18 protein-coding genes and 3 tRNA genes are annotated in these 24,693 nt (G+C 35.2%); 8 read left to right on the plus strand and 13 right to left on the minus strand.

Annotation, left to right across the window (positions count from 1 at the left end):
* Positions 1–90 precede the first annotated feature (90 nt).
* Positions 91–1,479 carry a dipeptidase gene (locus DM397_RS01365; protein WP_073408088.1) on the minus strand — a complete coding sequence of 463 codons (1,389 nt, stop codon included), beginning with the start codon at positions 1,477–1,479 and terminating at the stop codon, positions 91–93.
* A 110-nt stretch (positions 1,480–1,589) separates the two neighbouring features.
* Here DM397_RS01365 and DM397_RS01370 point away from each other — a divergent pair.
* A tRNA-Leu gene (locus DM397_RS01370) sits at positions 1,590–1,671 on the plus strand.
* Positions 1,672–1,758: 87 nt separating this feature from the next.
* On the opposite strand, the gene DM397_RS01375 is transcribed toward DM397_RS01370, so the two are convergent.
* The gene (locus DM397_RS01375) at positions 1,759–3,171 is read right to left on the minus strand and encodes a hypothetical protein (RefSeq protein ID WP_111375843.1); all 1,413 of its coding nucleotides are present in this window, start codon (positions 3,169–3,171) and stop codon (positions 1,759–1,761) included.
* Positions 3,172–3,453: 282 nt separating this feature from the next.
* Complete coding sequence (locus DM397_RS01380) at positions 3,454–3,696, minus strand: hypothetical protein (RefSeq protein WP_394364553.1); 243 nt, start codon at positions 3,694–3,696, stop codon at positions 3,454–3,456.
* 659 nt (positions 3,697–4,355) lie between these two features.
* Here DM397_RS01380 and DM397_RS01385 point away from each other — a divergent pair.
* Positions 4,356–5,147 (plus strand): hypothetical protein, encoded by a 792-nt coding sequence (locus DM397_RS01385; protein WP_111375845.1) that lies wholly within the window; start codon positions 4,356–4,358, stop codon positions 5,145–5,147.
* A 109-nt stretch (positions 5,148–5,256) separates the two neighbouring features.
* Here DM397_RS01385 and DM397_RS01390 read toward each other — a convergent pair whose 3' ends face one another.
* The 9 genes from DM397_RS01390 to DM397_RS01435 form a co-directional block, all read right to left on the minus strand.
* Positions 5,257–5,919: an HAD family hydrolase gene (locus DM397_RS01390; RefSeq protein ID WP_111375846.1), complete on the minus strand. Its 663-nt coding sequence runs from the start codon at positions 5,917–5,919 to the stop codon at positions 5,257–5,259.
* 246 nt (positions 5,920–6,165) lie between these two features.
* Positions 6,166–7,749: an MFS transporter gene (locus DM397_RS01395; protein WP_111375847.1), complete on the minus strand. Its 1,584-nt coding sequence runs from the start codon at positions 7,747–7,749 to the stop codon at positions 6,166–6,168.
* 1 nt (position 7,750) lies between these two features.
* Positions 7,751–8,800 (minus strand): HlyD family secretion protein, encoded by a 1,050-nt coding sequence (locus DM397_RS01400; RefSeq protein ID WP_073408093.1) that lies wholly within the window; start codon positions 8,798–8,800, stop codon positions 7,751–7,753.
* 79 nt (positions 8,801–8,879) lie between these two features.
* A complete protein-coding gene (locus tag DM397_RS01405; protein ID WP_111375848.1) occupies positions 8,880–10,235 on the minus strand; it encodes a TolC family protein in 1,356 nt (451 codons plus the stop codon).
* Between the two features lie 271 nt (positions 10,236–10,506).
* Positions 10,507–11,328 carry an AraC family transcriptional regulator gene (locus tag DM397_RS01410; protein ID WP_111375849.1) on the minus strand — a complete coding sequence of 274 codons (822 nt, stop codon included), beginning with the start codon at positions 11,326–11,328 and terminating at the stop codon, positions 10,507–10,509.
* 266 nt (positions 11,329–11,594) lie between these two features.
* Positions 11,595–11,668, minus strand: a tRNA-Asp gene (locus DM397_RS01415).
* Positions 11,669–12,396: 728 nt separating this feature from the next.
* A tRNA-Asp gene (locus tag DM397_RS01425) sits at positions 12,397–12,470 on the minus strand.
* 86 nt (positions 12,471–12,556) lie between these two features.
* A complete protein-coding gene (locus tag DM397_RS01430; protein ID WP_111375851.1) occupies positions 12,557–13,483 on the minus strand; it encodes a DUF58 domain-containing protein in 927 nt (308 codons plus the stop codon).
* Complete coding sequence (locus DM397_RS01435; protein ID WP_111375852.1) at positions 13,480–16,056, minus strand: M1 family aminopeptidase; 2,577 nt, start codon at positions 16,054–16,056, stop codon at positions 13,480–13,482. Before DM397_RS01435 ends, DM397_RS01430 begins: the two co-directional genes overlap by 4 nt.
* A gap of 157 nt (positions 16,057–16,213) precedes the next feature.
* Between DM397_RS01435 and DM397_RS01440 the strand changes: the two genes are divergently transcribed.
* The 5 genes from DM397_RS01440 (at position 16,214) to DM397_RS01460 (ending at position 21,403) form a co-directional block, all read left to right on the plus strand.
* Positions 16,214–16,564: a hypothetical protein gene (locus tag DM397_RS01440; RefSeq protein WP_111375853.1), complete on the plus strand. Its 351-nt coding sequence runs from the start codon at positions 16,214–16,216 to the stop codon at positions 16,562–16,564.
* A gap of 448 nt (positions 16,565–17,012) precedes the next feature.
* Positions 17,013–17,444: a DUF4625 domain-containing protein gene (locus tag DM397_RS01445; RefSeq protein WP_162615449.1), complete on the plus strand. Its 432-nt coding sequence runs from the start codon at positions 17,013–17,015 to the stop codon at positions 17,442–17,444.
* Positions 17,441–17,911: a DUF4625 domain-containing protein gene (locus DM397_RS01450; protein WP_111375855.1), complete on the plus strand. Its 471-nt coding sequence runs from the start codon at positions 17,441–17,443 to the stop codon at positions 17,909–17,911. Before DM397_RS01445 ends, DM397_RS01450 begins: the two co-directional genes overlap by 4 nt.
* 10 nt (positions 17,912–17,921) lie before the next feature.
* Positions 17,922–20,129: a TonB-dependent receptor gene (locus DM397_RS01455; RefSeq protein ID WP_239457766.1), complete on the plus strand. Its 2,208-nt coding sequence runs from the start codon at positions 17,922–17,924 to the stop codon at positions 20,127–20,129.
* 50 nt (positions 20,130–20,179) lie between these two features.
* Positions 20,180–21,403 carry a hypothetical protein gene (locus DM397_RS01460; RefSeq protein ID WP_111375857.1) on the plus strand — a complete coding sequence of 408 codons (1,224 nt, stop codon included), beginning with the start codon at positions 20,180–20,182 and terminating at the stop codon, positions 21,401–21,403.
* A gap of 152 nt (positions 21,404–21,555) precedes the next feature.
* On the opposite strand, the gene trxA is transcribed toward DM397_RS01460, so the two are convergent.
* Positions 21,556–21,873: a thioredoxin gene (gene trxA, locus DM397_RS01465; RefSeq protein ID WP_008466289.1), complete on the minus strand. Its 318-nt coding sequence runs from the start codon at positions 21,871–21,873 to the stop codon at positions 21,556–21,558.
* A gap of 231 nt (positions 21,874–22,104) precedes the next feature.
* Here trxA and DM397_RS01470 point away from each other — a divergent pair, with 231 nt between their 5' ends.
* Positions 22,105–24,576: an AsmA family protein gene (locus DM397_RS01470; RefSeq protein WP_111375858.1), complete on the plus strand. Its 2,472-nt coding sequence runs from the start codon at positions 22,105–22,107 to the stop codon at positions 24,574–24,576.
* The last annotated feature ends 117 nt before the right edge of the window (positions 24,577–24,693 follow it).

Below are 24,693 nucleotides of genomic sequence, written 5' to 3' on the forward strand. Positions count from 1 at the left end.
TTTATATAGCTTTGCGAACTTTTACAATCTTGTTTAAAAAAAACTTAGCGAACTTTGCGTAATTCTTCGCGCTCTTTGCGGTTAAAAAACTTATTTAGATAGCTCAACAAAATACTTGTAAAACAAAGGAATAGTCTCAATCCCTTTCAAGTAATTAAAAATTCCGAAATGTTCATTTGGCGAGTGAATAGCATCGCTATCCAAACCAAATCCCATTAAGATGGTTTTGCTTTTTAATTCTTTTTCAAACAAAGCCACAATCGGAATACTTCCTCCAGAACGAACTGGAATTGCAGGAACTCCAAACGTTTCTGTATACGCTTTATTTGCTGCCTGATATCCGATGCTGTCAATTGGCGTTACATAACCTTGACCACCGTGGTGAGGCGTTACTTTTACTGTAACTCCAGCCGGAGCAATACTTGTAAAATGTTTTGTGAACAATTCTGTAATTTCTTCCCATTCTTGGTTTGGAACCAAACGCATCGAGATTTTAGCGAAAGCTTTACTCGCAATAACCGTTTTAGCACCTTCTCCTGTGTAACCACCCCAAATTCCGTTTACGTCTAATGTCGGACGGATTGAATTTCTTTCGTTGGTTACATATCCTTTTTCACCGTAAACATCTTCGATGTTTAAAGCATTTTTATATTTTTCTAAGCTGAAAGGCGCTTTTGCCATTTCTGCTCTTTCTTCTGCAGATAATTCTTCTACTTTATCGTAGAAACCTGGAATGGTAATATGATTGTTTTCGTCGTGAAGCGAAGCAATCATTTTTGCCAGAATATTAATTGGGTTCGCTACAGCTCCACCGTATAAACCTGAATGCAAATCGCGGTTTGGACCTGTAACTTCTACTTCAACATAACTCAAACCTCTTAAACCTGTCGTGATAGACGGCTGTTGGTTCGAAATCATTCCTGTATCTGAAATCAAGATGACGTCGTTTTTCAGTTTTTCCTGATTGCGTTCTACGAACCAAGCCAAACTTGCAGAACCTACTTCTTCTTCACCTTCGATCATGAATTTTACGTTACAAGGCAACGTATTGCTTTGCACCATTAATTCAAGCGCTTTTACGTGCATGTACATCTGACCTTTGTCGTCACACGCTCCACGCGCGAAGATTGCGCCTTCTGGGTGAATATCTGTAGTTTTAATAACCGGTTCAAAAGGTGGTGAAGTCCATAATTCTAATGGATCTGGCGGTTGTACGTCGTAGTGGCCGTAAACTAAAACCGTTGGAAGATTTGGATCTATAATTTTCTCTCCGTAGATAATTGGGTAACCTGGAGTGTCGCAAGTTTCGACATAATCGCACCCTGCTTTTGATAAACTTTCTTTTACAGCCTCTGCTGTGTCAATAACATCTTGAGAATATGCAGTGTCGGCAGAAACCGACGGAATCTTTAATAATTCGATCAATTCGTTGATAAACCGATCTTTATGTTGTTGAACGTAGGACTTAATATTTTCCATTTAAATTATTTTTATAGAAACCCAAAAGTACAAAAAAGAGAATTAAAAAAAATTTTCAAAAAATGCTTTGATAATTCAAAAGTATGCCTATCTTTGCACCCACAATTACCGCGGATATGGCGAAATTGGTAGACGTGCCAGACTTAGGATCTGGTGCCGCAAGGCGTGTAGGTTCGAGTCCTATTATCCGCACTAAAAAAAGCTTCTGGATAGATTTTCAGAAGCTTTTTTGTTTTTGGTGCATTTTGTTTTTTTTCAGTTAACAAAAACGAAATTTTCCTATCCTTTTTCTAAAGGATAAAAATACAATTGAAAAAAGTAATTTGCTTGAGTAATTTTTATATAATTTGATTCTAATAACCAACATCTTCCTGCCCAATTTCCTTCAACAAACTCTTCTTTTCTTAAATAGCCCTTCCCATTATTATCAACACCGTAATTTTCTACAAAAATTTTAACAAGCTTTTCTACATCAACGAAATCAATTTGAAAATGTTTCGATGGCAATTCTTTACACAAAATGAAACCTCCTCTATTTTTATCAATTATATTAAAACTTAAAATTATCTTATTAAAAAAATTAAAAAAGTAATAGTTTGAAAATTGTGTTAATGAAGTCAATTTTTCATCATTAAATTCCATACGAAATAAATCACGTTTTTTGAATGCGATTGAAATACTATCAAAATGATCTAAAATACTATTGAAATCTAAATAAGTTTTAAAATATTCTAAAAACTCATCTGGCTTTAAGACCTTTGTTAAAATTTCTAATTTTTCATATACAGCTTTTGTTTTTTTTAGGTTTTTTACATCGTTTGTAATATAAAAATCGCTTAAAGTTGCAAAAGCACTGTGTGAAGCGTCCTCCGTTGTATTCCTAAATGTATTTTTTTCTTTATCGTTAACCTTTATTTTATCAGAATTAAACCCATGTAAATCAAGTAGTATATATTCATTTGTTATTTCATCAAACCATAGAGGGGCATTTTTACCTTTTTCTATATAATTATTTCTAAAATCAACAAATCCATTTTTCTTATATGCACCTTCAATAAGGTCGAAAGGATTTTTATCTGGGTTAAAATGCGAACTATTAACTCCAACATTTTGAACAATTGCTCTTAAATCTTTCAGTCCTTCTTTTTCATTCAAATTTTTAAGCATCAAACCGAAGCTTTTAAAAAATCCATCCATTGATAAATCATTCTCTAGTCCAGGGAACAATTTATTCATAAATTCCGCTCCCTCAGGTGTATCATAAATAGCTTTAAATGCAGGATCCAGACTAGTGTTTTTTAACAACTCTTTATTTGATTCTAAAATTTCATTTAATGATTCATCATTATTCTTAAAATCAAATAAATTATCTATACTCAAATCATCCGTAAGCTTATTACTTTCCATCTGATTTTCAAACAGCTCCCTTGGATCTAAATAATCAAAGTACACCTCTTTTCCACTATTAGCTAAGCACAAATTATCAGTAAGATTAGTTATAAAATCCAAATCTTGCTGTATTATTTCTTGTTGTGCTTGATCATCTCTATTACTTGCTAAAATATCTCCAATATGAGATGTAGAATACATCAAGCTAAATTTGTTCTTATCCTTAAAAATTTCTTTAAGCTCCGAAAAGTTTCCATTTTTCATTCCAGACATAACATTCCAATCAATATAAACTTTTATCATATCTTAAAACTCTTTTTATATTAACATTATTTAAAAGTAAGATTTTTCAATTAATTAAAATCATTTATAACAACTTTTAAAATCAAAAGAATTATTTGGAATTTGTTATTCCCTTAAATAAGAAACTCAATATCATCCACTTGACGAAAGGAGCTTTTCAACATCACCAACAGGTTGTCAAACTATGAAAAAATTGCGGAAATCACTCTGGAATTTTTGTCGGTTTTGCTTTTGGTTTCTCCTTTCGTCGAAATGAAGATATTTTTAAAACGTTATTTTCTCTTATTCAACTTCCAGATAAGGATGCAAAATTTCGGCTAATTCATTCAGCCAATAAAAACCTTTTTCTAGGTTTTCTCTTTGGGCATAAACATATCCTCTTTCATCATCTTTCATAACAACTAATGCAATTGCATAATTTAATTGCCGAATTGCTTTTGCCAAATCTTTAGCATCAATAACATTATTAAAAAAATCTAAGAGTCTTTTTTCTGTTTCTTTCGAAAGGTTTTTTGCATTCATCATTTTAGATTTAAAATATTGCAAAAATCATTCGAACTTAATTTCATTTGAACCCATATATGCGTTCAACTCTAATTATTTTTTTCTTATAGAAATCAATTTTCGGCTAAAGCCATTTCCTCTTTAAACATAAAAAACCTCCAGCTAAAGCAGGAGGCAATTCATTTAACCTTCTTATTCCATAAGTATATCCGTCTAGTTTGTCATTTCGAGGAACGAGACACGAGCGATAGCGAACTGGCGAAGCAAATCTTCGCAAGAAACTCGACAAAGATCAGCTTTTCGTTGCGGAGCTACTTGTGGAGATTTCTCGTTCCTCGAAATGACAATACTTTATGGTTACAATGCGGAAAAAACTTTGCAGAGTTACTGCGAAGATTTCTCGTTCCTCGAAATGACAATACGATGGGTTTACGGTGCGTAAAAAATCCTTTTAATCTTAATATCCCGATAGCTATCGGGAGTGGCTAAAAAAAACTTTGCGCTTCTGCTCCCGATAACTATCAGGATTGCGAGATTAAAAACCTCAAAAGATTATAAATTCAGAAATTTCTTTAATTATTTTGCGCTTTAGTTTTTAAATATTCTTACTTTTAAAAAACCAAAAACCTAATTCTCAAAATTTCACTTGTTTTTAAATCTCAAAAAAACAATTAGAACACATGAGAAAATACAGATTATTAGTTATTCTATTAGCAATTATTGCTGTTTTTTACTTTACGAGAACGGTTCGAAGCTTTACCGTTCAGCACGAAACCAAAACTCTTAAATCGGAGCATTTTATTGTTTCCTATAACGGAATTTATAAAAGCGAAGCCAAAAAAGTCAACAAGCATCTCGAGGAAAATTATTCTAGAATAAGAGAAAATCTAAAAGATATAGATCATGACCCGATAAAGGTTTTTGTTTACGGTTCGCAATTTAAGTTTAATGAAGCCACGGGTTTAACAGAAAACACAAAAGGCACAAGTCGTGGCCCAAACGAATTTCATTTTGTATGGACGAATTGGTTTAATTCTATTTTTCCAGACGATCCGTTAAAAACCGCTTTACACGAATTTACGCATTGCGTTCAGCTGAACATATTAATCCACAAAGCAAAAGACATCATCATCACACAAGACCGAATGACTTTTGAAAGGGAATTTGATAAAAAGTTTAAAGCCGAATATCCGCGCTGGCTTTGGGAATCGATTAGTATTTTTGAAGCAGGAGAAGTTAATTCGCTAAGCGTAAAATACGCCAAAAGCAAAAATCTGACTTTAGAAGATCTTAATCACGGTAATCAGATTTACAACATTGGCTACACGATAATCGAATATATGACTCAAAAATGGGGAAAAGATATTCTGCCCAAACTGATTGCGTCTTTCGGCAATATCCAAAAAACATTGAACGTAACGCAAGAGGAATTTGAAAAAGGCTGGATGGCTTTTTTGAAGGAGAAGTATTAAAAAACTTTGCGCCTTCGTGACTTTGCGAGAGATTTATAAGTACAAAAATTATATACTTTAAAAATTAATCTCGCAAAGTCGCAGAGGCGCAAAGTTTACTTTTTACAAATTACTTTTTACCTAAAATCTCAAGGATCTTATCCACATTCACTTCACTATAATCATTAATATAAAAATCGCATGGCGGAAGCTGTTCTTTGGTATGCGTGCTCAAAACGCCTACGACTTTCATTCCGGCATTTAATCCTGCTGTAATACCCGAAAAAGAATCTTCGAAAACCACACAGTCAGAAGGAGAAACTCCCACTCTTTCTGCCGATTTTAGATAAACTTCAGGATTTGGTTTATGAAATGTAACATCTTCTGATGACATCATCGAATCCATTTTTTCGTCTAGTTTCAAAGCGTTTGCAATCAAATCCAAATTCGCACGCGGCGCAGATGTGGCAACAGCTGTTTTGAAACCACGAGATTTTAATTCGTTTAAAAAATCTATATAATGCGGAATCGTTTCGACTTTGTCTTTGTAAATCTCACGAAACATTCCTTCTTTTTCGTCTTCAAGTCTGATCAATTCTTCTCCCGCAATCGGACGTTTGAAGAAATGCGTCATGATATAACTATTGTGTTTTCCGTACATATGTTCTTCAAATTCTTCTCGCGTGTACGGAATATTATATTTATCGAAAAACTTTTCAAAAGCGATCACATGATGCGGATTTGTATGAGAAATCACACCGTCCATATCAAAAATTACACATTGCTGGCTCATATATTTGTTTTGTTGTTTTAACGGATGCAAGTTAGGACAATAAAGCGGTTATTACACAGAGATTCGCAGAGTTTTTCAAGTTACTGTTTGTCATCCTGAGGAACGAAGGATCACACTAGAAGCTCCACAAAGTAATTCCCTAAAGCAAGTTGGCAATCTTTGCAGAATCCCGCGTGTGATCCTTCGTTCCTCAGGATGACAAACTTTGCACAAAGAACCTGAAACATTAAACCTGAAACAAAATTTTTACCCAATCCAAATCTTGCTTTTCACCAAAGTCATCGTCTGTCTCAAATGCTGATTACAAGCAATAAGAATAATCAAAACCAATAAACCATAACCTACAATGGTATAAATCTCCATATCTGCTAGTAAAGTCGATTGCTTGGCAATGCTTCCGAAAATCTTTTTCATAGCTAAAACATTCGCATTATCTGCCGAATATCCTTTGGCAATAAAACTCTGTGTAGCGTTTGCAATGTTTTGCTGTGCTTCTGGATTTTCACCAGTCACAAACTGACTTAGTTTCATAAAGTGCTTTTTGTTTAAAAATACAGTTGCATTCTGCATGACGCAAAAACCAATCGTACTACCCCAGAAACGTCCCGAAACGCCCACAATTCCAGAAGAAACCGCCATATTTGCAGGAACCGAAGAAGTGGTAAAGAGAATCAACGGAACAAATAACAATCCAACTCCGATGCCCTGCAAAAAGTACGGAACAATAATATCTGACAAGGCCACATCGGGCACAAAAAGAAACGTAAACCAAAAGTGATACAACGCAATTAGCGAAAAGCCAATCAGAAAAATGATTTTGGTTGAAAGCGATTTCATCAAGAAAAAAGCCGCCAAAACCAATCCGATAATATTTCCGAGTCCGTTAATGTATTGCACGCCCGCAACTCGAGACGGATCCCAATTCCAAATCGAATACATCGCCGAATGGCAAAGACTCAGCGTTGCTCTGCTGATGTAAAACAGGAAAAACAATAAAAACCCAATTCTCAGATTGGCATATTTAAAAACTTCAAAATTAAAAGTAGGCCTTTTAACCAAAAGCTCTTTGAAGATGAACAAACCTCCTGTAATAAGTGCCGTAATAAGCATTAAAACCATTTGAGAAGATTCGAACCAATATTTTTTCTCGGCATACACAAAAAAGTAGGCACCGCAAAGAATAGCTGTTAAAACCAAAAAATAGCTCATCCAGTCGATTTGATACAACGGGATTTTCTTTGTTGTTCGGTGCCCACGAAAAGTAACCAAGATTAAAAAGACATTTAAAACCTGCAGTCCGCCCGAAACATACAGCATGTATTTCCAGTCATAATGATCCAGAAACCAAACCGCAATATTCATAATAAAAGGCGTTGACAGCAGTAGAGAACCATAATAAAAAGAAAATCCAATTATGATGGCATTTTTAGAATCAAACTGCTCAATAAGCAATTGTCTGATGGTAATGGCAGGAAGCGCCATTAAGATTCCTTCGGCAACTCTCAGCAATAAAAAGACCGCAAAATTATCGACATAACCCGACGTCACAATCGTAACTCCAATTAAGGAATAAACGCCCATGAGGTAATTTTTGGCAGGGAAAAAACTCGAAAATCGGCTTTCTATAAGAATTGTAGCCAGCAGAGTTCCATACGTTACGCACATCGCGTACTGCAAATCTTCAGGCTCAATGTCCAGAAAACTCGCCGCATACGTTACGTTTGACGTATAAACTCCCAATAAAATCATGGAATGCAAGAGACAAACAAACAAAATCGTAATGATTGCCCATTTTGGAACCCATGATTTAAAAATACTTTTATCTTCCATTTTAGTGTGCTGCGATCACAGTAATATTCATTCCCGCTCTTAAAAAGTCGGCTTGTTTGTCGCTGTCTTTCAACTGAATTCTAACCGGAATTCTTTGTTCGATTTTTACGAAGTTACCCGTTGCATTATCTGGAGGAAGCAATGAAAATCTTGCCCCGCTCGCTGGTGATAAAGAGGCAATTGTACCAACAAAAGTTTTATCGCTCAAAGCGTCGGCTTTTATTTCAACATCTTGCCCAACGGTTAAATATTGCAATTGCGTTTCTTTAAAATTGGCCGTAATCCATTTTTCTTTACTTACAATTGATAATAAAGACTGACCTTCTTTTACCAATTGTCCTGGCTGTAAAGTTCGTTTTCCAACCCAACCGTCATAAGGCGCTGTAATTATGGTGTACGAAAGAAATAATGCAGCATTATCTGCAACAGCTTGTTTTGAAGCAATATTGGTCTGCGTTGTTGGAACATTTGCTTCGGCAACAGAAGTACTTAAAGCAGACGAATGAATTCTATTTTTCATTTCCTGAAAATGTGCCTGAGCCGATTCGTAATCTGCTTTTACTTTCTCTAATTGCTGAGAAGTTGCCGCTTCTTCGCTTACCAAAGCTTTGTATCTTTCGTATTCTAATTTAGTTTTCCAAAGATTCGATTTTGCAGCTTCTAATTGCGCTTCGTTAATCGCTGTCGCACTTGCCGTATTTATAGCATTTTTCTGCGCCACAACGCTGTTTTGCTGTGCGTTTTGAACATCGGCAAGAGCCACATTCAATTTTGATTTGTATTCGCGATTGTCAATCACAACCAAAGTATCTCCTTTATGCACAAACTGATTTTCGTTAAAACGAACTTCCTGCACATAACCCGTAATACGCGACATAATTGGCGTTACATATTGTTCGACTTGCGCGTCATTGGTTTCTTCGTGATTTCTGTTGAACACATAAAACCAAATTCCTAAAATAACACCGCTTATAACAAGCACACACGCAATAATTGTTATTAGTATATGAAACGTTTTATTTCTTCTAGTTTCATTTTTTATCTTAACCATATCTCTTTAACTTAGTTCTTTTCTAAAAATCTTTCTTCTTTAATCTTTCTTCTAAGGCTTTAGCCTAATCTCTCACCATCTAGCTCTGCGGAAGCATTCCTGCCGTATGAAGCAATTCGTAATGTTTTAAAACCGCATCTAATCGCGTGGAAATTTTATTGTATTTCGCTTGAAGCAAAGCATTATCTGCGTCAACCATTTCGGTAATTAAAACCAGTTGATTTAAATATTTCAGCTTTACAATGCGGTAATTTTCGTCAGCCAAATCTAGTGCTTTGTCCACAACAACAAACTTTTCAAGAATTTCCTGATACTGCGTATGCTCTTTATAAAGCTTATCTTGAATTTCCTCTTTTACAATTTCATTCTGCATTTCCTGCCATTTGATCTTGGTGCTCGCCTGCTCCATTTTGGTTTTATTTTTATATAAAGACGAAAGATCAAAAGTGGCTTCAATACCAACCTGCCCTAAAGTGTACAAATACGGATTTGGCGGAAAGAATTTATAGTTTGGATAATAAAAACCGTAATTCCCAAAGAAATGAACACTTGGCAAATAATTTCCTTTTACCATTTTGAGTTCGGTTTTACTGATATTCAGCTCCTGACTAGCAATACGCATTTCTTCGTTTTGTAAAGCTTTATTCATATAAAAATCATACGGATCCAAACCATTCATTTCGTCCAAACTCGACGTTGTATCAATCGCAATTTCTTCGTTTTCCGGAATCTGGATCAGCGTTTTCAGATCGTGAAGTGCGATTTTAATGTTTTTGGAGTTAGTTAACGCATTCAATTCGCGATCTGAAAGCTGCAATTCGGCACGAATAACTTCGTTTTTCGTAACCGTTCCATGTTTTTGAAGCGATTGTACTTCTTTCAATCGGCTTTTTTCTTCTTTGATGTTTTCTTCGAATATTTTCTGAAGTTCCATCATTTTATAAATTGCCAGATAGTTCGCGACAACTTCTAGTTCAATATCATTTTCTGTTTTTTCCGATTTTATTTTAGCTATTTCGCTTTCCTGATTGGCAATTTTAATGGCATTATTGATCTTATTTCCGGCATAAATTGGCATTTTAAAAGTCGAATTGACCTCATAAATTTCAGGAATTGCCGGTGTAACTTCTTTGTCTTTTAAAAACCCGCTTCCTTTAAATTCGGTAATATTCGTAATTCGAGAATACATACCGTTTAACTGTACGTCTGGCAGTCGGAGTTCTTTTCTTTCTTTGATATTCTGCTCTGAGAGCGTGACCTCCAATTGAGATCTAAGGATTTTTTTGTTGTTTTCTTTAGCCAGCTTCAAAGCTTCTTGCAATGAAACAGTATGAACTTCCTGCGCTTGTAAGCCATTGAATGCTAATACAATTAAGAATAACAGCAGGATTCTGGGAAAACAATCGTCTGTAGAATTTGTTGTTTTAAGGAACATGAATACATTAATATTTGATGCTGCAAAGTTCCTTCATTTTTCTCGTGACTGATAATTCTAAAAAGCCAACAACATATTCATTTCGGACAAATGTTAAAGTCGTGTTTTTCGAAAACGTTATATTAAAATATTGAAAAACAATTTATTACAAAATAGATTTTGATTGTGATTATTTTTTGATTTCTCTCGCAGATTTGGCAGATCAAGCAGATCATTAATGAATTAAAGTAAAAATCAGCTAAAATCTATTAAAATCTGTGTGAAATAAAACCTATTTACTTTCTAAAATCTCCTCGCCGTTTAAGTAATCGGAAGGTCTTTGGCCTAAAATTTTGAAGAATGTGTTGCTGAAAGTCGGCACACTATTGTAACCAACTTCTTCGGCTACCTCTTTTACTGAAAGTTTTCTTTCTAATAAAAGTTCGATTGCTTTGAGGATTCTTCTAATAGTATAATATTGAATAAACGACATGCCAAGATCTTTTTGAAACAAGCGATACAAAGAGCGTTCGCTGAAACCAAATTCGTGAGCTACATCGGCAAAGAGAATCGTTTCTCCGAGGTTATTTTCAATATAACGAAGAATCTTTCCAAGTCGTTTGTCTTTTGGTTGTGGCAATTCTAAAGGAAGATTATTGGTGCATATTTGTGGAAGAATCGCTTTTATCGCTTTCGCAATGGCAAAGTTTGGAGTTCCTTTTTTAAGATCACCATTCCATCGATTGGTAAAAAGCATCATTTGCAACAATAAGTTATTAACGGGATAAATTCCTTCTACTTTATAAAAGTCATCTTCCTCTTTTTCAACAGGAAAATACAGATTTCGCATTGTCACACTTTCCGATTTCGGCTCGATGCTATGCTCCACTCCACTCGGAATCCAAATAAAATGTCTAGCTGGCAAAAAATACGTCTTGGTTTCTGTAGTCACAAAAACAACATCACCTTCAGCATAAAGCAATTGTGCTTTAACATGCCTATGTGGCGGAATAAATAATTCACCCATTAAATCGTGGTGGCAGTAAATGCTTTTTTTATCAGCATCTACTTTCCTAATGTAGTATTTATCGAGTTTCTGACCAGAATGTTCCATTGATGTTTAATATAGCACTTTTTGTGATATTAAAGATAAGAAGAAAATTGGATTGTAGATTTAAACGCAAAGAGCGCTATCCCGATAGCTATCGGGAGCAAAGTTTTTTTTTAAAGCAAGATTTATAAAAATTCGCAAAGCTGTTTCCACAAAGCTTTGCGAACTTTGCGTTTATAAACATGATCTTAAGAAAGAAACCTTGCGACCTTTACGGTTAAACCAAAAAAAAAAGCCTTTCCGTTAAGAAAGGCTTTTAACAACTTAGGCGGTCTGGACGGGACTCGAACCCGCGACCCCATGCGTGACAGGCATGTATTCTAACCAACTGAACTACCAAACCCTGCGTTATTGCGAGTGCAAAAATACAACAGAATTTCGTTTCTGCAAGCGTTTTTTCAAATAAAATTTCAAGAAATTTTTAATCGATTAAATTCCAATGTTTTAAAAATTCACTTTAAAAGCAAAAAAGAAGAAGTTTCTTTCTTTTTAACCGCAAAGAGCGCAAAGGTCTACGCAAAGAGCGCAAAGTTTTTTTTAATTTTTACTAAACATAGGAAACGTATTTATACACATTGTGCTCCCGCGTTTGAAACCACGGGTTATGTCTTAATACACGATGGACAATCTTTATAGAGTTACTTGCGAAGATTTGCTTTGCCAATTCGCTATCGCTCGAGTCTCCTTCGTCGAAATAACAAACTGTTCGTTGAAATCAGAATCAAGCAAAAAAAAAATCGCAAAGCTTAATCAATTCTAAGCTTTGCGACTTTGCATTCTTTAAAAAATATCTTTGTGAACTTTGCGTAAATCTTAGCGCTCTTTGCGTTTAAATCTTCACAATCCAATTTTGGAATTTGGAATTTTCAACGAGTATTTAGGAATTGGAATTTGCCTTTTACAAAAGGTTTTAAATCAAAAAAGCCATCCACAAAAGTGGAAAGCTTTTCATTGGTCTAACTACTAAACCAGCTACGAGTTACAAAGTCGTAGCAAAACAACACAACTAATCTTAGATACCGTTTTTGGGCAAAAAAGCCTTTCTAAACAGAAAGGCTTTTCCCAATATTGCGGTCTGGACGGGACTCGAACCCGCGACCCCATGCGTGACAGGCATGTATTCTAACCAACTGAACTACCAAACCTCTGCGTTATTGCGGTTGCAAAGATATAACAGAATTTCGTTTCTGCAAGTGTTTTTATAAAAAAAATGAAATTATTTTTTAAAATATTATCCAAAGTTTTGTTTTTCAACCAAATATGTAGTCAATATTTTTTCAAAATTATCGCCCACATTTACCGGAACGTACTTAATTTGGTTCTTCGCACAGGTTAAAGCCAAGTTTTTAAAATAGGCTTCAACCCTCTTTTCATATTGCTCTTTTACATTATCAGCAAAAATCGAAACCTCTTCTCCTGATTCTAAGTCAATAAACTTTCTTGGCGTGTTATCAAAATCAAACTTCAATTCGGTTTCATTATCAACTACATGAAACAAAACTACTTTGTGTTTATTATGTTTAAGATGCTGTAAAGCGTTGAATAGCTTTTCATCATCTTCGGTCTGAAACATATCGGTAAACAAAATTATCATCGAACGGCGGTGCATTTTCTCCGCGATCTGATGCAAATAGGTAATCGTATCAGTCGTTTTTTTGACTTTTGGTTGAACCAATAATTCTTCCAGTTTATTCAAAAGCATTCTATGGTGACGATCGCTTCCTTTCTCTGGAGCGTAATATTCGTATTTATCCGAGAAAACGCTCAAACCAACTGCATCGCGCTGTTTCTTTAAAATATTCATTAAAACCGCCGAAGCCAAAACGGCAAAACCAATCTTCTTTTCGTAAAAAGGCTGATTCGATTTCAATTCCGGATAATGCATCGATGACGAATTATCGACAATCAAATGACAGCGTAAATTGGTTTCTTCCTCAAAACGTTTCGTGTACAAACGATCGGTTTTGGCAAACAATTTCCAGTCGATATGTTTGGTGCTTTCTCCAGCGTTGTAGACTTTATGCTCAGCAAATTCGGCCGAAAATCCATGAAACGGACTCTTGTGCATTCCCGATATAAAACCTTCCACAATCTGATTCGCCAGCATTTCGAGATGCTGAAAACTGGAGACTTTTTCTATTTCCGATTCGATTTTCATTCGGTTTCTTTTTTAATATTTTGTGCTTTATAAAGCAAATCTGTCGCCTGAAACAATTTGCGTTTCAAGATCGGACTAAAATTAGGGTTTTCTTTTAAGAATCGCTGTACTTCATCAAAAGCATATTTCGACGAATATTTTCCAACAGTATTGTCCAGCCAGTCTTTCGGAAAGAAAATATCTCCCGTACGCTGAATTTCGTCAACCAAATCTAATGAAAATCTAATATATTTCTGAGCACTTTCCTGACGAAGCGGATGATTTACATTTGCCAAACCAACCGAAACCCAAGATTCTTTTTCGCGATTTGCATCGTCTTTTAAAGATTCAATAAAAGCATTCCGAACCGATTCATCTTTTGATAAAGAAGGAAGCAAGAATTCAAAACGCTTTTGCTTATCCGGATTTGTAAAAGATGCTCGAGTTTTCTCCAAGATTTCATCGGCTTTTGGATGTTTGAAAATCGCCAGATTCATAGCCATATTGGTATAATCGTCTTCGTTTAGCTTCAAGTTCGGAATCGAGATTTCTCTGTTCCAAACTTTATACAAACTGGCTTTTGCCGAATCAGAATAGGCAATCGAACTAAATAATCCGAATAATGTCTTTTTAATATTAGACGATAAATTAGCCTGCAAACGCTCGTACAAGACACCTTCAAGCTGTTTCTGAACTTTACTTTGTTGTTTCTCCGTCAATAATCTCCAATAAATCGTATTTAAACTTCCCGCCGCCATTCTTAAAACCAATTCGTTTTGTTCTGTTTGAATTCCCTTTAAAAAACAATCCAAAGCTTTTTCTGGCGAAACATTGCCAATCAAAGTATTTTCATAAATATTACTATAACTAGAAGCTCTCGCCATTTCATCTTTTAAATCAGCAATATAATTTAAATTATTTCCGTCAAGCGGAAAAACTCCATATCCAAAACCATTATAATTGTAAACAATGGCGAGCGGTTTTTCAAGTCCAACAGCTTCTTTTACAGCGGTATTTTTGTCATTAATATTGACTGATAAAACTTTTACCTCTTTGGCATAAACTAAACCAATCTGAAAAACCTGAGGCCAGATATTCTCTGATTTATCCTCGGCTTGTTGCTGAATTTGAAAGCTTTTAATTCGGTTTTTAGCATCATATTCTATTTGATCCGTAAAAATCGCTCTCCCCGATTTGTTAACCCAGACATCGCTCCATTTTTTCATATCAAGCGGAGTTTCAGCATCGAGAAGTTCCACGAGATTATTCCAATCGGCATTGTCGTTGGCGTATTTCTGAATGTATTTTTGAATTCCTTTCTGGAACGCTTCCTTACCCATCGAAGCTTCTAACTGACGCATCATAATGGGAGCTTTGTTATAAATAATAGCACCGTAAAGCGAACCTGCATCTTTCAAATTCGCCAAATGCTGTTTGATTGGATGTGTTCCTAAAGATCGGTCTTCCGCGAAAGCGCTAGGATAATGCGCCGTAAAAAACTGCAGATTATGATTGACTTTTGGAAAAATCGGATTCATGATTTTATCGGCCATGAAGTTGGCAAAAACCTCTTTCATCCAAACGTCATCAAACCATTTCATAGTTACCAAATCGCCAAACCACATGTGTGAGGTTTCGTGTGCGATGAGTTTTGCACGGTTTAATTTTTCACTGTCGGTTGCGCTATTGTCCAAAAACAAAGTTGATTCTCTGTATTGAATTGCTCCTACATGCTCCATTCCGCCATACTGAAAAACAGGAATTGAAGCAAAATCCAACTTCTGAAACGGAAATTTACGATCGGTATATTTTTCTAAGAAATCCAAAGATTGTTGATGCAAATTGAAAATAGTATCAGCGCTTACGCGAAATTTCTCCGGACTATTTTCACGATACAGCATCGTCATTTCTAAACCTGGTTTTTGTGTCGCGCTTTTGAATTTTCCGGCTACAAAAGAAAATAAATAGGTGCTCATTTTGTCTGATTCTCCAAAAGTATAAGACGTAAAATCACCTTTTTCAAGTTTCCCCACAACATTGGCTCCAGCCAAAACCGACCAATCTTTTGGCACAGAAAGACTCAGTTTATAAGTCGCTTTCAAATTTGGCTGATCAAAACAAGGAAATAAAGTGCTTGCTCGATCTGGAACTAACAAAGTGTATAGAAAATCGTCATTTCTGTTTAATGATAAATTACCTGCAATAAATGAAACTGAAACAGTATTTTTTCCTGAAACTAAGGCCGCAGAATCAATCACAATATGGCCGTTTTCGTGTACAATTGGAACCTTTTTTCCATTGACTTCAATTGCTTTTATGTTTTCCGTTTTCTCTTTAAAATCTAAATAAATATAACGATATGGATGATTTAGCAACGTTACTTCTAAAACCAAACCGGCTTTAATTTGTTCTTCTTTTTTATTTGGAATCTCAAATGAAAGTCCATAAGTCACCTCTGAGATTTCCTGTTTTCGATAATTAGCCAATGATTCTGAAACACCTTTATCCAAAAGATAAACCTGCATTTCTTTTGATTGAGAAAAAATATTAGAGATAAACATAAAAAAACAAAGAAAGCTGTAGAAAATTTTCATTTTTAAGGAATATAAGATTTGATAAAATTAACAAAAGCATTGATTTTTCGCAAACAATTATCGCAACAATATTGCATTTAAAAATAAGATTTCTATATTTGCAACACTATTGCATTAAACAGCATAAAAAACCTCATCTAGAAGTTAATCTTCACGAATGAAAAAGAAACTTAAATTTATAAATCTCTTAATGCCTTTGATTGTATTGTTCGCAATACTTTTTCCGGCTATCCATTCGTATGAGCATATTTTGGATACTCATTCGTCAAAAGAGAAATTAGAGTTTTCTGTTTCCGAAAAACCACAATTCAAAGCCAAACTGCATTCATTTCATAAATGTTCGATTTGTGATTTTAAATTCAGCGCGGTTGGCACATTTGAGATTAATATTTTTCAGTTTTTCAAGAATAATCCTGCTGTAAAACATATTAACTTTTACAGCAAACCGCATTTTACATTTTTTAAGGGCGCTCTTTTCTCACTTCGAGCCCCACCTTTTACACTTTAATATTTTTTGTGCTCTGTTTTGCTTTGGCAATTCGGCTATTTACTTGTTTTAATGATTTCAAAATCTTGAATCATTAAATAGCGATTTCATTCATTTAAGCAATTAAACAAGTATTGATATTGCCATTGATATCATTATTGTTTTCCGCTCTTTCCGCACAAAAAAAACCAACTTTTTATCGATTAACACATTCGAACTAAATCCTAATTCCGGTTTTAGTTACGGCTGTACTGTTTTAAGCATTTGTTTGTTCCCGCAAAGTCGCGAAGACGCAGAGTTTAGGACAATTTTCTTTGCGTCTTCGCGACTTTGCGAGAGCTAAATCAAAGAAAACCTTAAAGAAAAAATCTTAACCTAATGTCTTTAGCTAAAAAAGCTTAAAAGCATTTGAAACTCTTTTGTAACCCAAATATCCCTTATAAAAATGATCAAAATCAAATCAGAAAAAATGAAAACAACAAAACTTATTCTGGTTTCGCTCTTTGCCGCAATGGCTTTTACAAGCTGCAGCAATGACGATTCAGAAGAAAAACAGGCAATTCCAACTATTGACAAAATCGAGCTGGGTCTTAGCAACAGCGAAACAGCAACTATTGGCGCAGATTTCCATTTTAATGCAGAAGTAACTGCTGCTGATAAAATCGAAAATGTACAAGTAAAAATTGTACAGAAAAACACTGAAACATACTCGGAAGTCTGGTCGCACGAAATTACTTGGACACAATATGCGGGCGCAAAAAACGCAACAGTTCACAAACATTTTGATATTCCAGAAGATGCTGTAGCAGGGAAATACGACTTCATCATTATAGTAAACGATCAAAACGGAAGCAAGCTAGAAGTGAAGAAAAACTTAACCATTATAAATCAAAAAATATGAAAAAATTAAAACTTTTAATGGGCATTTTGGCTTTTACTTTTATTTCATCCTGCTCCAGCGATAAAGCCGAAATCGACAGCGAATATCCCGTAATTGATATCACTGGAGCAAATGCTTTTCCTATTCAATGCAGCACGATCGAACGCGGAAAAACTTTCACTTTCAAAGCCACTTTTAATGATAATGTCGCTTTGGGTTCTTACAACTTAGACATTCACCACAATTTCGATCATCATACGCATAGTACAGAAGTGACAACTTGTGAAATGGAAGCTGTAAAAAGTCCTGTAAAACCAATGCTTTTTATAAATAATTATACCATTCCAAATGGTGTGAAAACTTACGAAGCAACAGCACAAATCACTATTCCTGCAGATGTTGATCCTGGAGATTACCATTTTATGATTCGCTTGACGGATAAAGAAGGCTGGCAAACACTGAAAGGTTTAAGTATTAAAATTTTATAAGATTAGATTAATGAAGAATGCCCTATCCATGTATTGGAGATTTTGTTTTTTACTCATCAGTTTATTAATTACGGCGGAAGTTGTTTCTCAAAATCAGCCTTCAGAAAAGAAACCAGAAACTGAAGAACTTGACGAAGTTTTAATCAGCAATAATACTGCTCAAAAAAGCAAAAAAGAAGAATCGCTGAATGTTGAAACAGTAAACAATAGTTTTATTCAGCGCAATCTTGGCGGAAGTTTGATGCAGTCTTTGCAGAAATTGCCTGGCGTTAAAACTATTTCGATTGGTTCTGGAGGTTCTAAACCGCTTATTCGTGGTTTGAGTTTCAATCAGGTTATTGTGGTTGAAAACGGCTTGAAACACGAAGGACAGCAATGGGGCGCAGATCACGGTTTGGAAATCGATCAATATGCTGTAAATCGGGTAGAAATCATAAAAGGCCCTTCTTCATTTATTTATGGATCTGATGCTGTGGGCGGCGCGATAAACATTAAACCTTTGCCTCTTCCGTTGCAAAACACTTTTGGCGGAAGCGTTGATCTTATCGGAAAAAGCAACAATGCGCAATTTGGAAGTTCGATTAATTTATTTGGAAGAAACAAAAACTGGTTCTTTGATTCTCGAGTTACCACAATGGATTACGGCGATTATCGCGTTCCGACCGATGTGGTTCATGTGTATAGTTATGCCGTTCCGCTATACAAAAATCATTTGCGAAATACGGCTGGGAAAGAACTCGATTTTCATTTGAGTACAGGATATTCTGGAGAACGTTTTAAATCGGTTTTCTATTTCAGTAACGTGCATACCAAAAGCGGATTTTTCGCGAATGCGCACGGACTCGAACCTCGAAATGTAGATCTGGAATTACACGACAAATCGAGCCGTGATATTTTGATGCCGTATCAGCAAGTCAATCATTTAAAGGTGAGTAATACGACTTCTTTTCAGTTGGGAAATCATGCTTTTGAAACTCAGATTGGTTTTCAGAATAACTTTAGAAGAGAATATAGCCATTATGTCAATCACGGTTATATGCCACCAATTTATCCTGAAGACATGTACGCTCCTCAAGATTTGGAACGGCAATATGATAAAGATGTTTGGTCTTTTTCTGCTAAAGATGAATTCAGAATTCAAAATCATCAAATTACGGTTGGTTCGAATGTAATTTTTCAGCAAAATGAAATTGGCGGATGGAGTTTTTTGATTCCATCTTTCACGCAATTTAACGCTGGCTTATTTGCTTACGATAAAATTGAACTGAATGAAAAATGGTTTTTAAACGGCGCTGTTCGTTACGATTACGGAAAAATTAAAATGAAATCATATTACGATTGGTTTCAAAGTCCCGTTTCGGAGAACAATCAGACGGAATTGGAATATTTACAGCGTTCTCAAGATTTGACCAAAACCTTTGACAGTTTTACATGGTCGATTGGTGCAAATTATAATCCTGGAAAGCTTTCGCTAAAAGCCAATTTGGGTTCTAGTTTTAGAATGCCGATTGCCAAAGAATTGGCTTCAAATGGTGTAAATTATCATTATTTCAGATTCGAAAAAGGAAATCCGAATCTGGATGCAGAACGTTCGTATCAATTGGATTTAGGTGTGGAATGGAATCAGCAAAACTTCTCTTTTCAACTGACTCCGTTTGTGAACTATTTTCCGAATTTCATTTATCTCAATCCAACCTCAGCTCATGATATTTATTATGGCGCAGGAAATCAGGTTTTTGAATATGAGCAGAGTAAAGTCTTTCGCTATGGCGCAGAATTTCAAACAAGATATTATTTCCTAAAATCTTTAAGTGCAGAAATTGGTGCCGAATATCTTTATTCTGAACAAAAATCAGGAAGTAAAAAAGGCTATACAATTCCGTTTTCGCCACCGCCTTCGGTTTTGTTCGGATTGAATTACGAACCACAAATCTCATTTTTAAAAGAACCCTATTTTTCTGTTGATTATCGTTTTACGGCGCAGCAAAACAATATTGTTCCGCCAGAGAAAAAAACGGCTGAAAGTCATGTTTTTAATGTGGCTTTTGGCTCAAAAATTAAAACAGGAAAACAGGATATCAGCCTCAATATTCAGATCCAAAATTTATTTAATACAAGATATTTAAATCACACCAGCTTTTACCGACTTATCGAACTTCCAGAAGCGGGACGAAACATTATTGTTTCTATGAAGATTCCGTTTTCAATTTCGCGATAAGCAAACCATTCAAAACTCAATTATTTACAAATTTTAAATCCTTTATTACAATGAAAAACAAGTTTTACAAACTGCTATTTTTATTCGCTGTATCGCTTTTTGCGGTTTCGTGCAGCAACGACGATGACAACCACGACGACCACGATCATGATCACGACACTTCAGAAGAACACACTTTTGTTCGAGTTTTACTTTCTGACGAAAAAACTACGGAGCTAACGCTTTTTGATCCGCATGAAGATAAGATCAGTTCTTTTACGGCAAAATTTGCTAAAGCCTCTTTGTACACTACCGAATCTGGACGTTATGCCGGAATTGTTCACAGAGACAATAATTTTGTAGAAACTTTCGACAGCGGATTGGAATTGCACGGCGATCACATTGATGTTGATGATGTTCCTAAATTTGGAGTTTTAGCGACAAGCGCATTAAAACCAACTCATTTTAAAAGTAAAATTGGCGAAATCCTGACTTTTAATGACGGAGACGGAACGCTTTCTGTTGGAAAAGAAGCCGATGTAAACAAAGCTGGTTCAACTTTTAAAACGATAAATGCTGGTTTATTGGCTCATCACGGTGCAATGGCGACTTTTACAAACGGAACTTATGCGATTACCGTAAAAGATAATTCGATTACAGGAACGCTTCCAGAAAAAGTAAAAATTATCGACAATACAGGAAAAACACTTTTTGATGCAAAAATTGCGACAAAAGGAATTCACGGAAATGCTTCAGATGGCGTTTATGCTGTTTTTGGTTCGTCAAGCGGAATTTTGGTTGTAGAAAGCAACGGAAACCAAAAACTAATCGATCATCCAGCAGATTTTGGAACCGCTTGGTTTGGAAGTATTTTAGAAACGGCTTCTGCTGGAAAATTCATTGGTTATACGGCTGCAAAAGGCGCTTATTTAATTGATGTTGTAGCTAATACTGTAAAACCAATTATTGCCAACACAACCATTATGCAATGCAAAACGAGTTACGACCGTAAAAAACTGGCTGTTTTATTGCATTCAGGGGAATTTAAACTTTATGATATCAGCAGTCTGCAAGCTGTAAAAGAAACTAAAGCAACTGCAGAAACCGCTACAGATGCTACACTAAAACCTCAAATGGCAGTTACAGACCGTTTTGCTTATATCACTTCGCCATCAACCGGAGAATTAATACAAGTAAACCTTTCTACATTGGCAATCAAAAAAACAAAAGTGTCTAGCACGCCTTATATGATTACGGTTTTAGGTTATGAAAACAGTGAAACTCACAGCCACTAATTGATTTTAAAACAAAGTTTTTCTGCCGCGAATTTCACAAATTTTCACAAATTTAATTCGTGTTAATTCGTGAAATTCGTGGCAAAAAAACAAACCCAATAAAAAAGGTCCAACTTTCGTCGGACCTTTTTTATATTAATCGTAATCTAAGATTACAATAAAGCGTCTAAACTATCTGCGTAGGCTTGTTTCGGAGCTACTCCTACTTGTTTTCCTACTACTTCACCATTTTGAAACACCAAAACGGTTGGTATGTTACGCACACCATATTTTGCAGCAAATTCTTGGTTAGCATCTACATCTACTTTACCAACAACTACTTTACCAGCGTACTCTTCGCTTAATTGGTCAATGATTGGACCAACCATTCTACAAGGACCACACCATGCTGCCCAAAAATCTACCATTACTGGTTTATCTGATTTTAAAACTACTTCATCAAAAGTAGCATCTGTTATTGCTAATGCCATAATATATTAAGATTAAAATTAGGTTCGAAATATTAACTTTCAAACTACAGTACAAATTTAAAAATTTAAAATAAATCAAACACCATTACTAAATTAGTTTTCGTTATAAATGTATTATCATTAATTATAAGCTAGATAACTTTAAAATTACAATTTATTTACCTGAAAATCAAACTAATAAAAAGTTAATGTTTTTTGTAGTATCTTTAATACATTCAAAATTCGGCGACTATGAAAGAAGCTTTATCCAAAACCAAATCCTTTCTTCAATCTGATTCTTTTAAAAAATATGCCAAACGTTTTGGATATTTTATCTTGGGTTTAATTGCCATTCTTTTGCTTGCCTGTGGAGGTTTGTCGATTTATTTTAACCGAAATAAAGCCGAAATTATTGCTAAAGTCAATACCAAAATCAACGAAAACATAAATGGTAAATTTCATATTAGAGATTTTCATTATAAGTTTCTAACTGGTTTCCCAAACTTTACATTGGCGCTAAATGATGTCGAAATAAAAGACAATCAATGGCAGAGCCACAAACATACTTTGCTGAGAGCAAAAGAAATCGAAGCGCGTTTGAATATTTTGAGTTTGTTGCAGCACGAAATCAACATTCATAAAATCTTAATCAACGACGCTGATATTTATATTTATAAAGCCGAAAACGGTTATTCTAATGCCAATATTTTTAAACCCAAAAAGAAGAAACCAAAAACCGATAAAGAGAAACCCGAAACGACAATTGATGAAGTAAACCTCAACAAAGTTCATGTTATTATTGATAATCATTTGGGACATAAATTGTTTGATTTTGATGTGGCGAGTTTAGAATCGAAAGTAAATTATGGCGACAACAACTGGCAGACCAATCTATATTTGAAAACCAAAATTAATAGTCTAGCCTTTAATACCGTTCACGGAAGTTTTGCTAAAGAGAAAGTTCTAGAAGGCAATTTTGACATTTCGTATGCCGAAGCCAATCAGAAAATAGATATTAAAACCAAAGGACTAAAAATTGGTTCTGACGTTTTTGATATTATCGCTTTCTTCAATATCGGAAAAAACAATTCGCTTTTCGGAATCAATATCGGGACGGATATTTTATGGCGAAATGCTTCCAATTTATTATCGGCAAACATCAGTTCGAAGCTTAACCAATTCGACATCAAAAAACCGATTAAGGTAAACTGCGACATCAAAGGCGATTTGAATGTTGAAGGCGATCCTAAAATTGTGGTGCAGGCCGACATTCGCGATAACGAAGTAAGCATTCCTGACGGTTTGTTTACCAATTGCAGTTTCAAAGGGATTTTTACTAACACTTTTAAACCTGAAAAAGAATCCAGCGATCCAAATTCAGCCATTATTCTGAACAATTTTAAAGCTGAGTATGAAAGTATTCCGCTGACAATTGCTCAGGCAGTTATCAATAATCTCGAAAAACCAATTGCTACAGGAGTTGTAAACTCTGACTTTGATATTTCGAAACTCAACGGATTGATGAATGAGAAAATTATTCATTTTGAAAGCGGTCATGCCAAAGCCAATTTGAAATTTCAGTTTGACATTGTCGATTTGTACATCAATAAACCCAAATTTACGGGAGATGTTGATATTGCTGATGCTACATTCGATTATCTTCCAAAAAGAATTCATGCCGAAAAAACGGCTGTACAATTGTCCTTTACTCAAGAAGCGCTTTACATAAAAAAAATAGCCTACAAACACAAAAAGAACATTATTCGCATTGACGGAAAAATTGATAATTTCTTGAATCTCTATTACGATGCACCCGAAAAAATGGTCGTAAACTGGAATATTTACTGTCCAAATATTGATGTAAAACAGTTTTTAGGCGTTCTGCAAAATTCTCCAAAACAAAAAGTAGCGGAGAAAAAACCAGTGAAAAAGAATGTCAATTTTACAAATCAGTTACGATCTGTAATCGAAAAATGTGCTGCTGTAATTAATCTCAAAGCAGATAAAATCACATATGGCGCGCTTACTGCAACCAATACTCAAGCCACAATCCAGATGCTAAATTCTAAAATACTGCTAAAAAACGGAACATTAAATACTTCTGGCGGAAGTATAAACTTTAGCGGTTCTGTAGAGCCAAGCGGAAATCGGTATATTTTTACTTCAAACGCGCAGGTAAACCGAGTTGATATTGCGAGCTTTTTAAGATCCTTCAACAATTTCGGAATCAAATCTTTCAGTCCAAAAAACATTCGCGGCCGATTAACCAGTAATGCCAATGTTGCGGGTTTAATGAGCAGTACAGGCGATCTGATTGTCAATTCTATGAAAGGAAAACTAGATTTTAATGTCAATCAAGGTGCCTTAATCAATTTTGAACCGATTATGAAAGTCGGAAAATTTGCATTTCCGTTTCGCGATGTAGAGAATATTACTTTCAGCGATTTATCGGGTTCGCTTAATCTTCGTGGCGAGCAAATCGATATCCATAAATTGACTATAAGTTCCAGCGTTCTAAATCTTGATGCAGAAGGAGTTTATTCTTTCGGCCGAGGCACCAATCTCGCGCTTACCGTTCCGCTAAGAAATTCTAAAAACGACGCCAAACTCGCCACCAAAGAAGAACGAAAAGCCGTTCGCGAACGCGGTATTGTCCTGCATTTGATCGCTTATGATAATGAAGGAAAAATGAAGGTTAAGTGGGGGAAGAAGGATAAGGGGTGATTCCATTTCTTTGAGTAATTTCACATTTTTTGTCATTCCGAGGAACGAGGAATCACACTAGAAACTTGACAAAGATTGGAGAATTTCTTTGCGGAAATACTTGTGTGATTCCTCGTT

Origin of the sequence: Flavobacterium nitrogenifigens, from assembly GCF_003254565.1 — a bacterium.
GTDB classification, from domain to species: domain Bacteria; phylum Bacteroidota; class Bacteroidia; order Flavobacteriales; family Flavobacteriaceae; genus Flavobacterium; species Flavobacterium nitrogenifigens.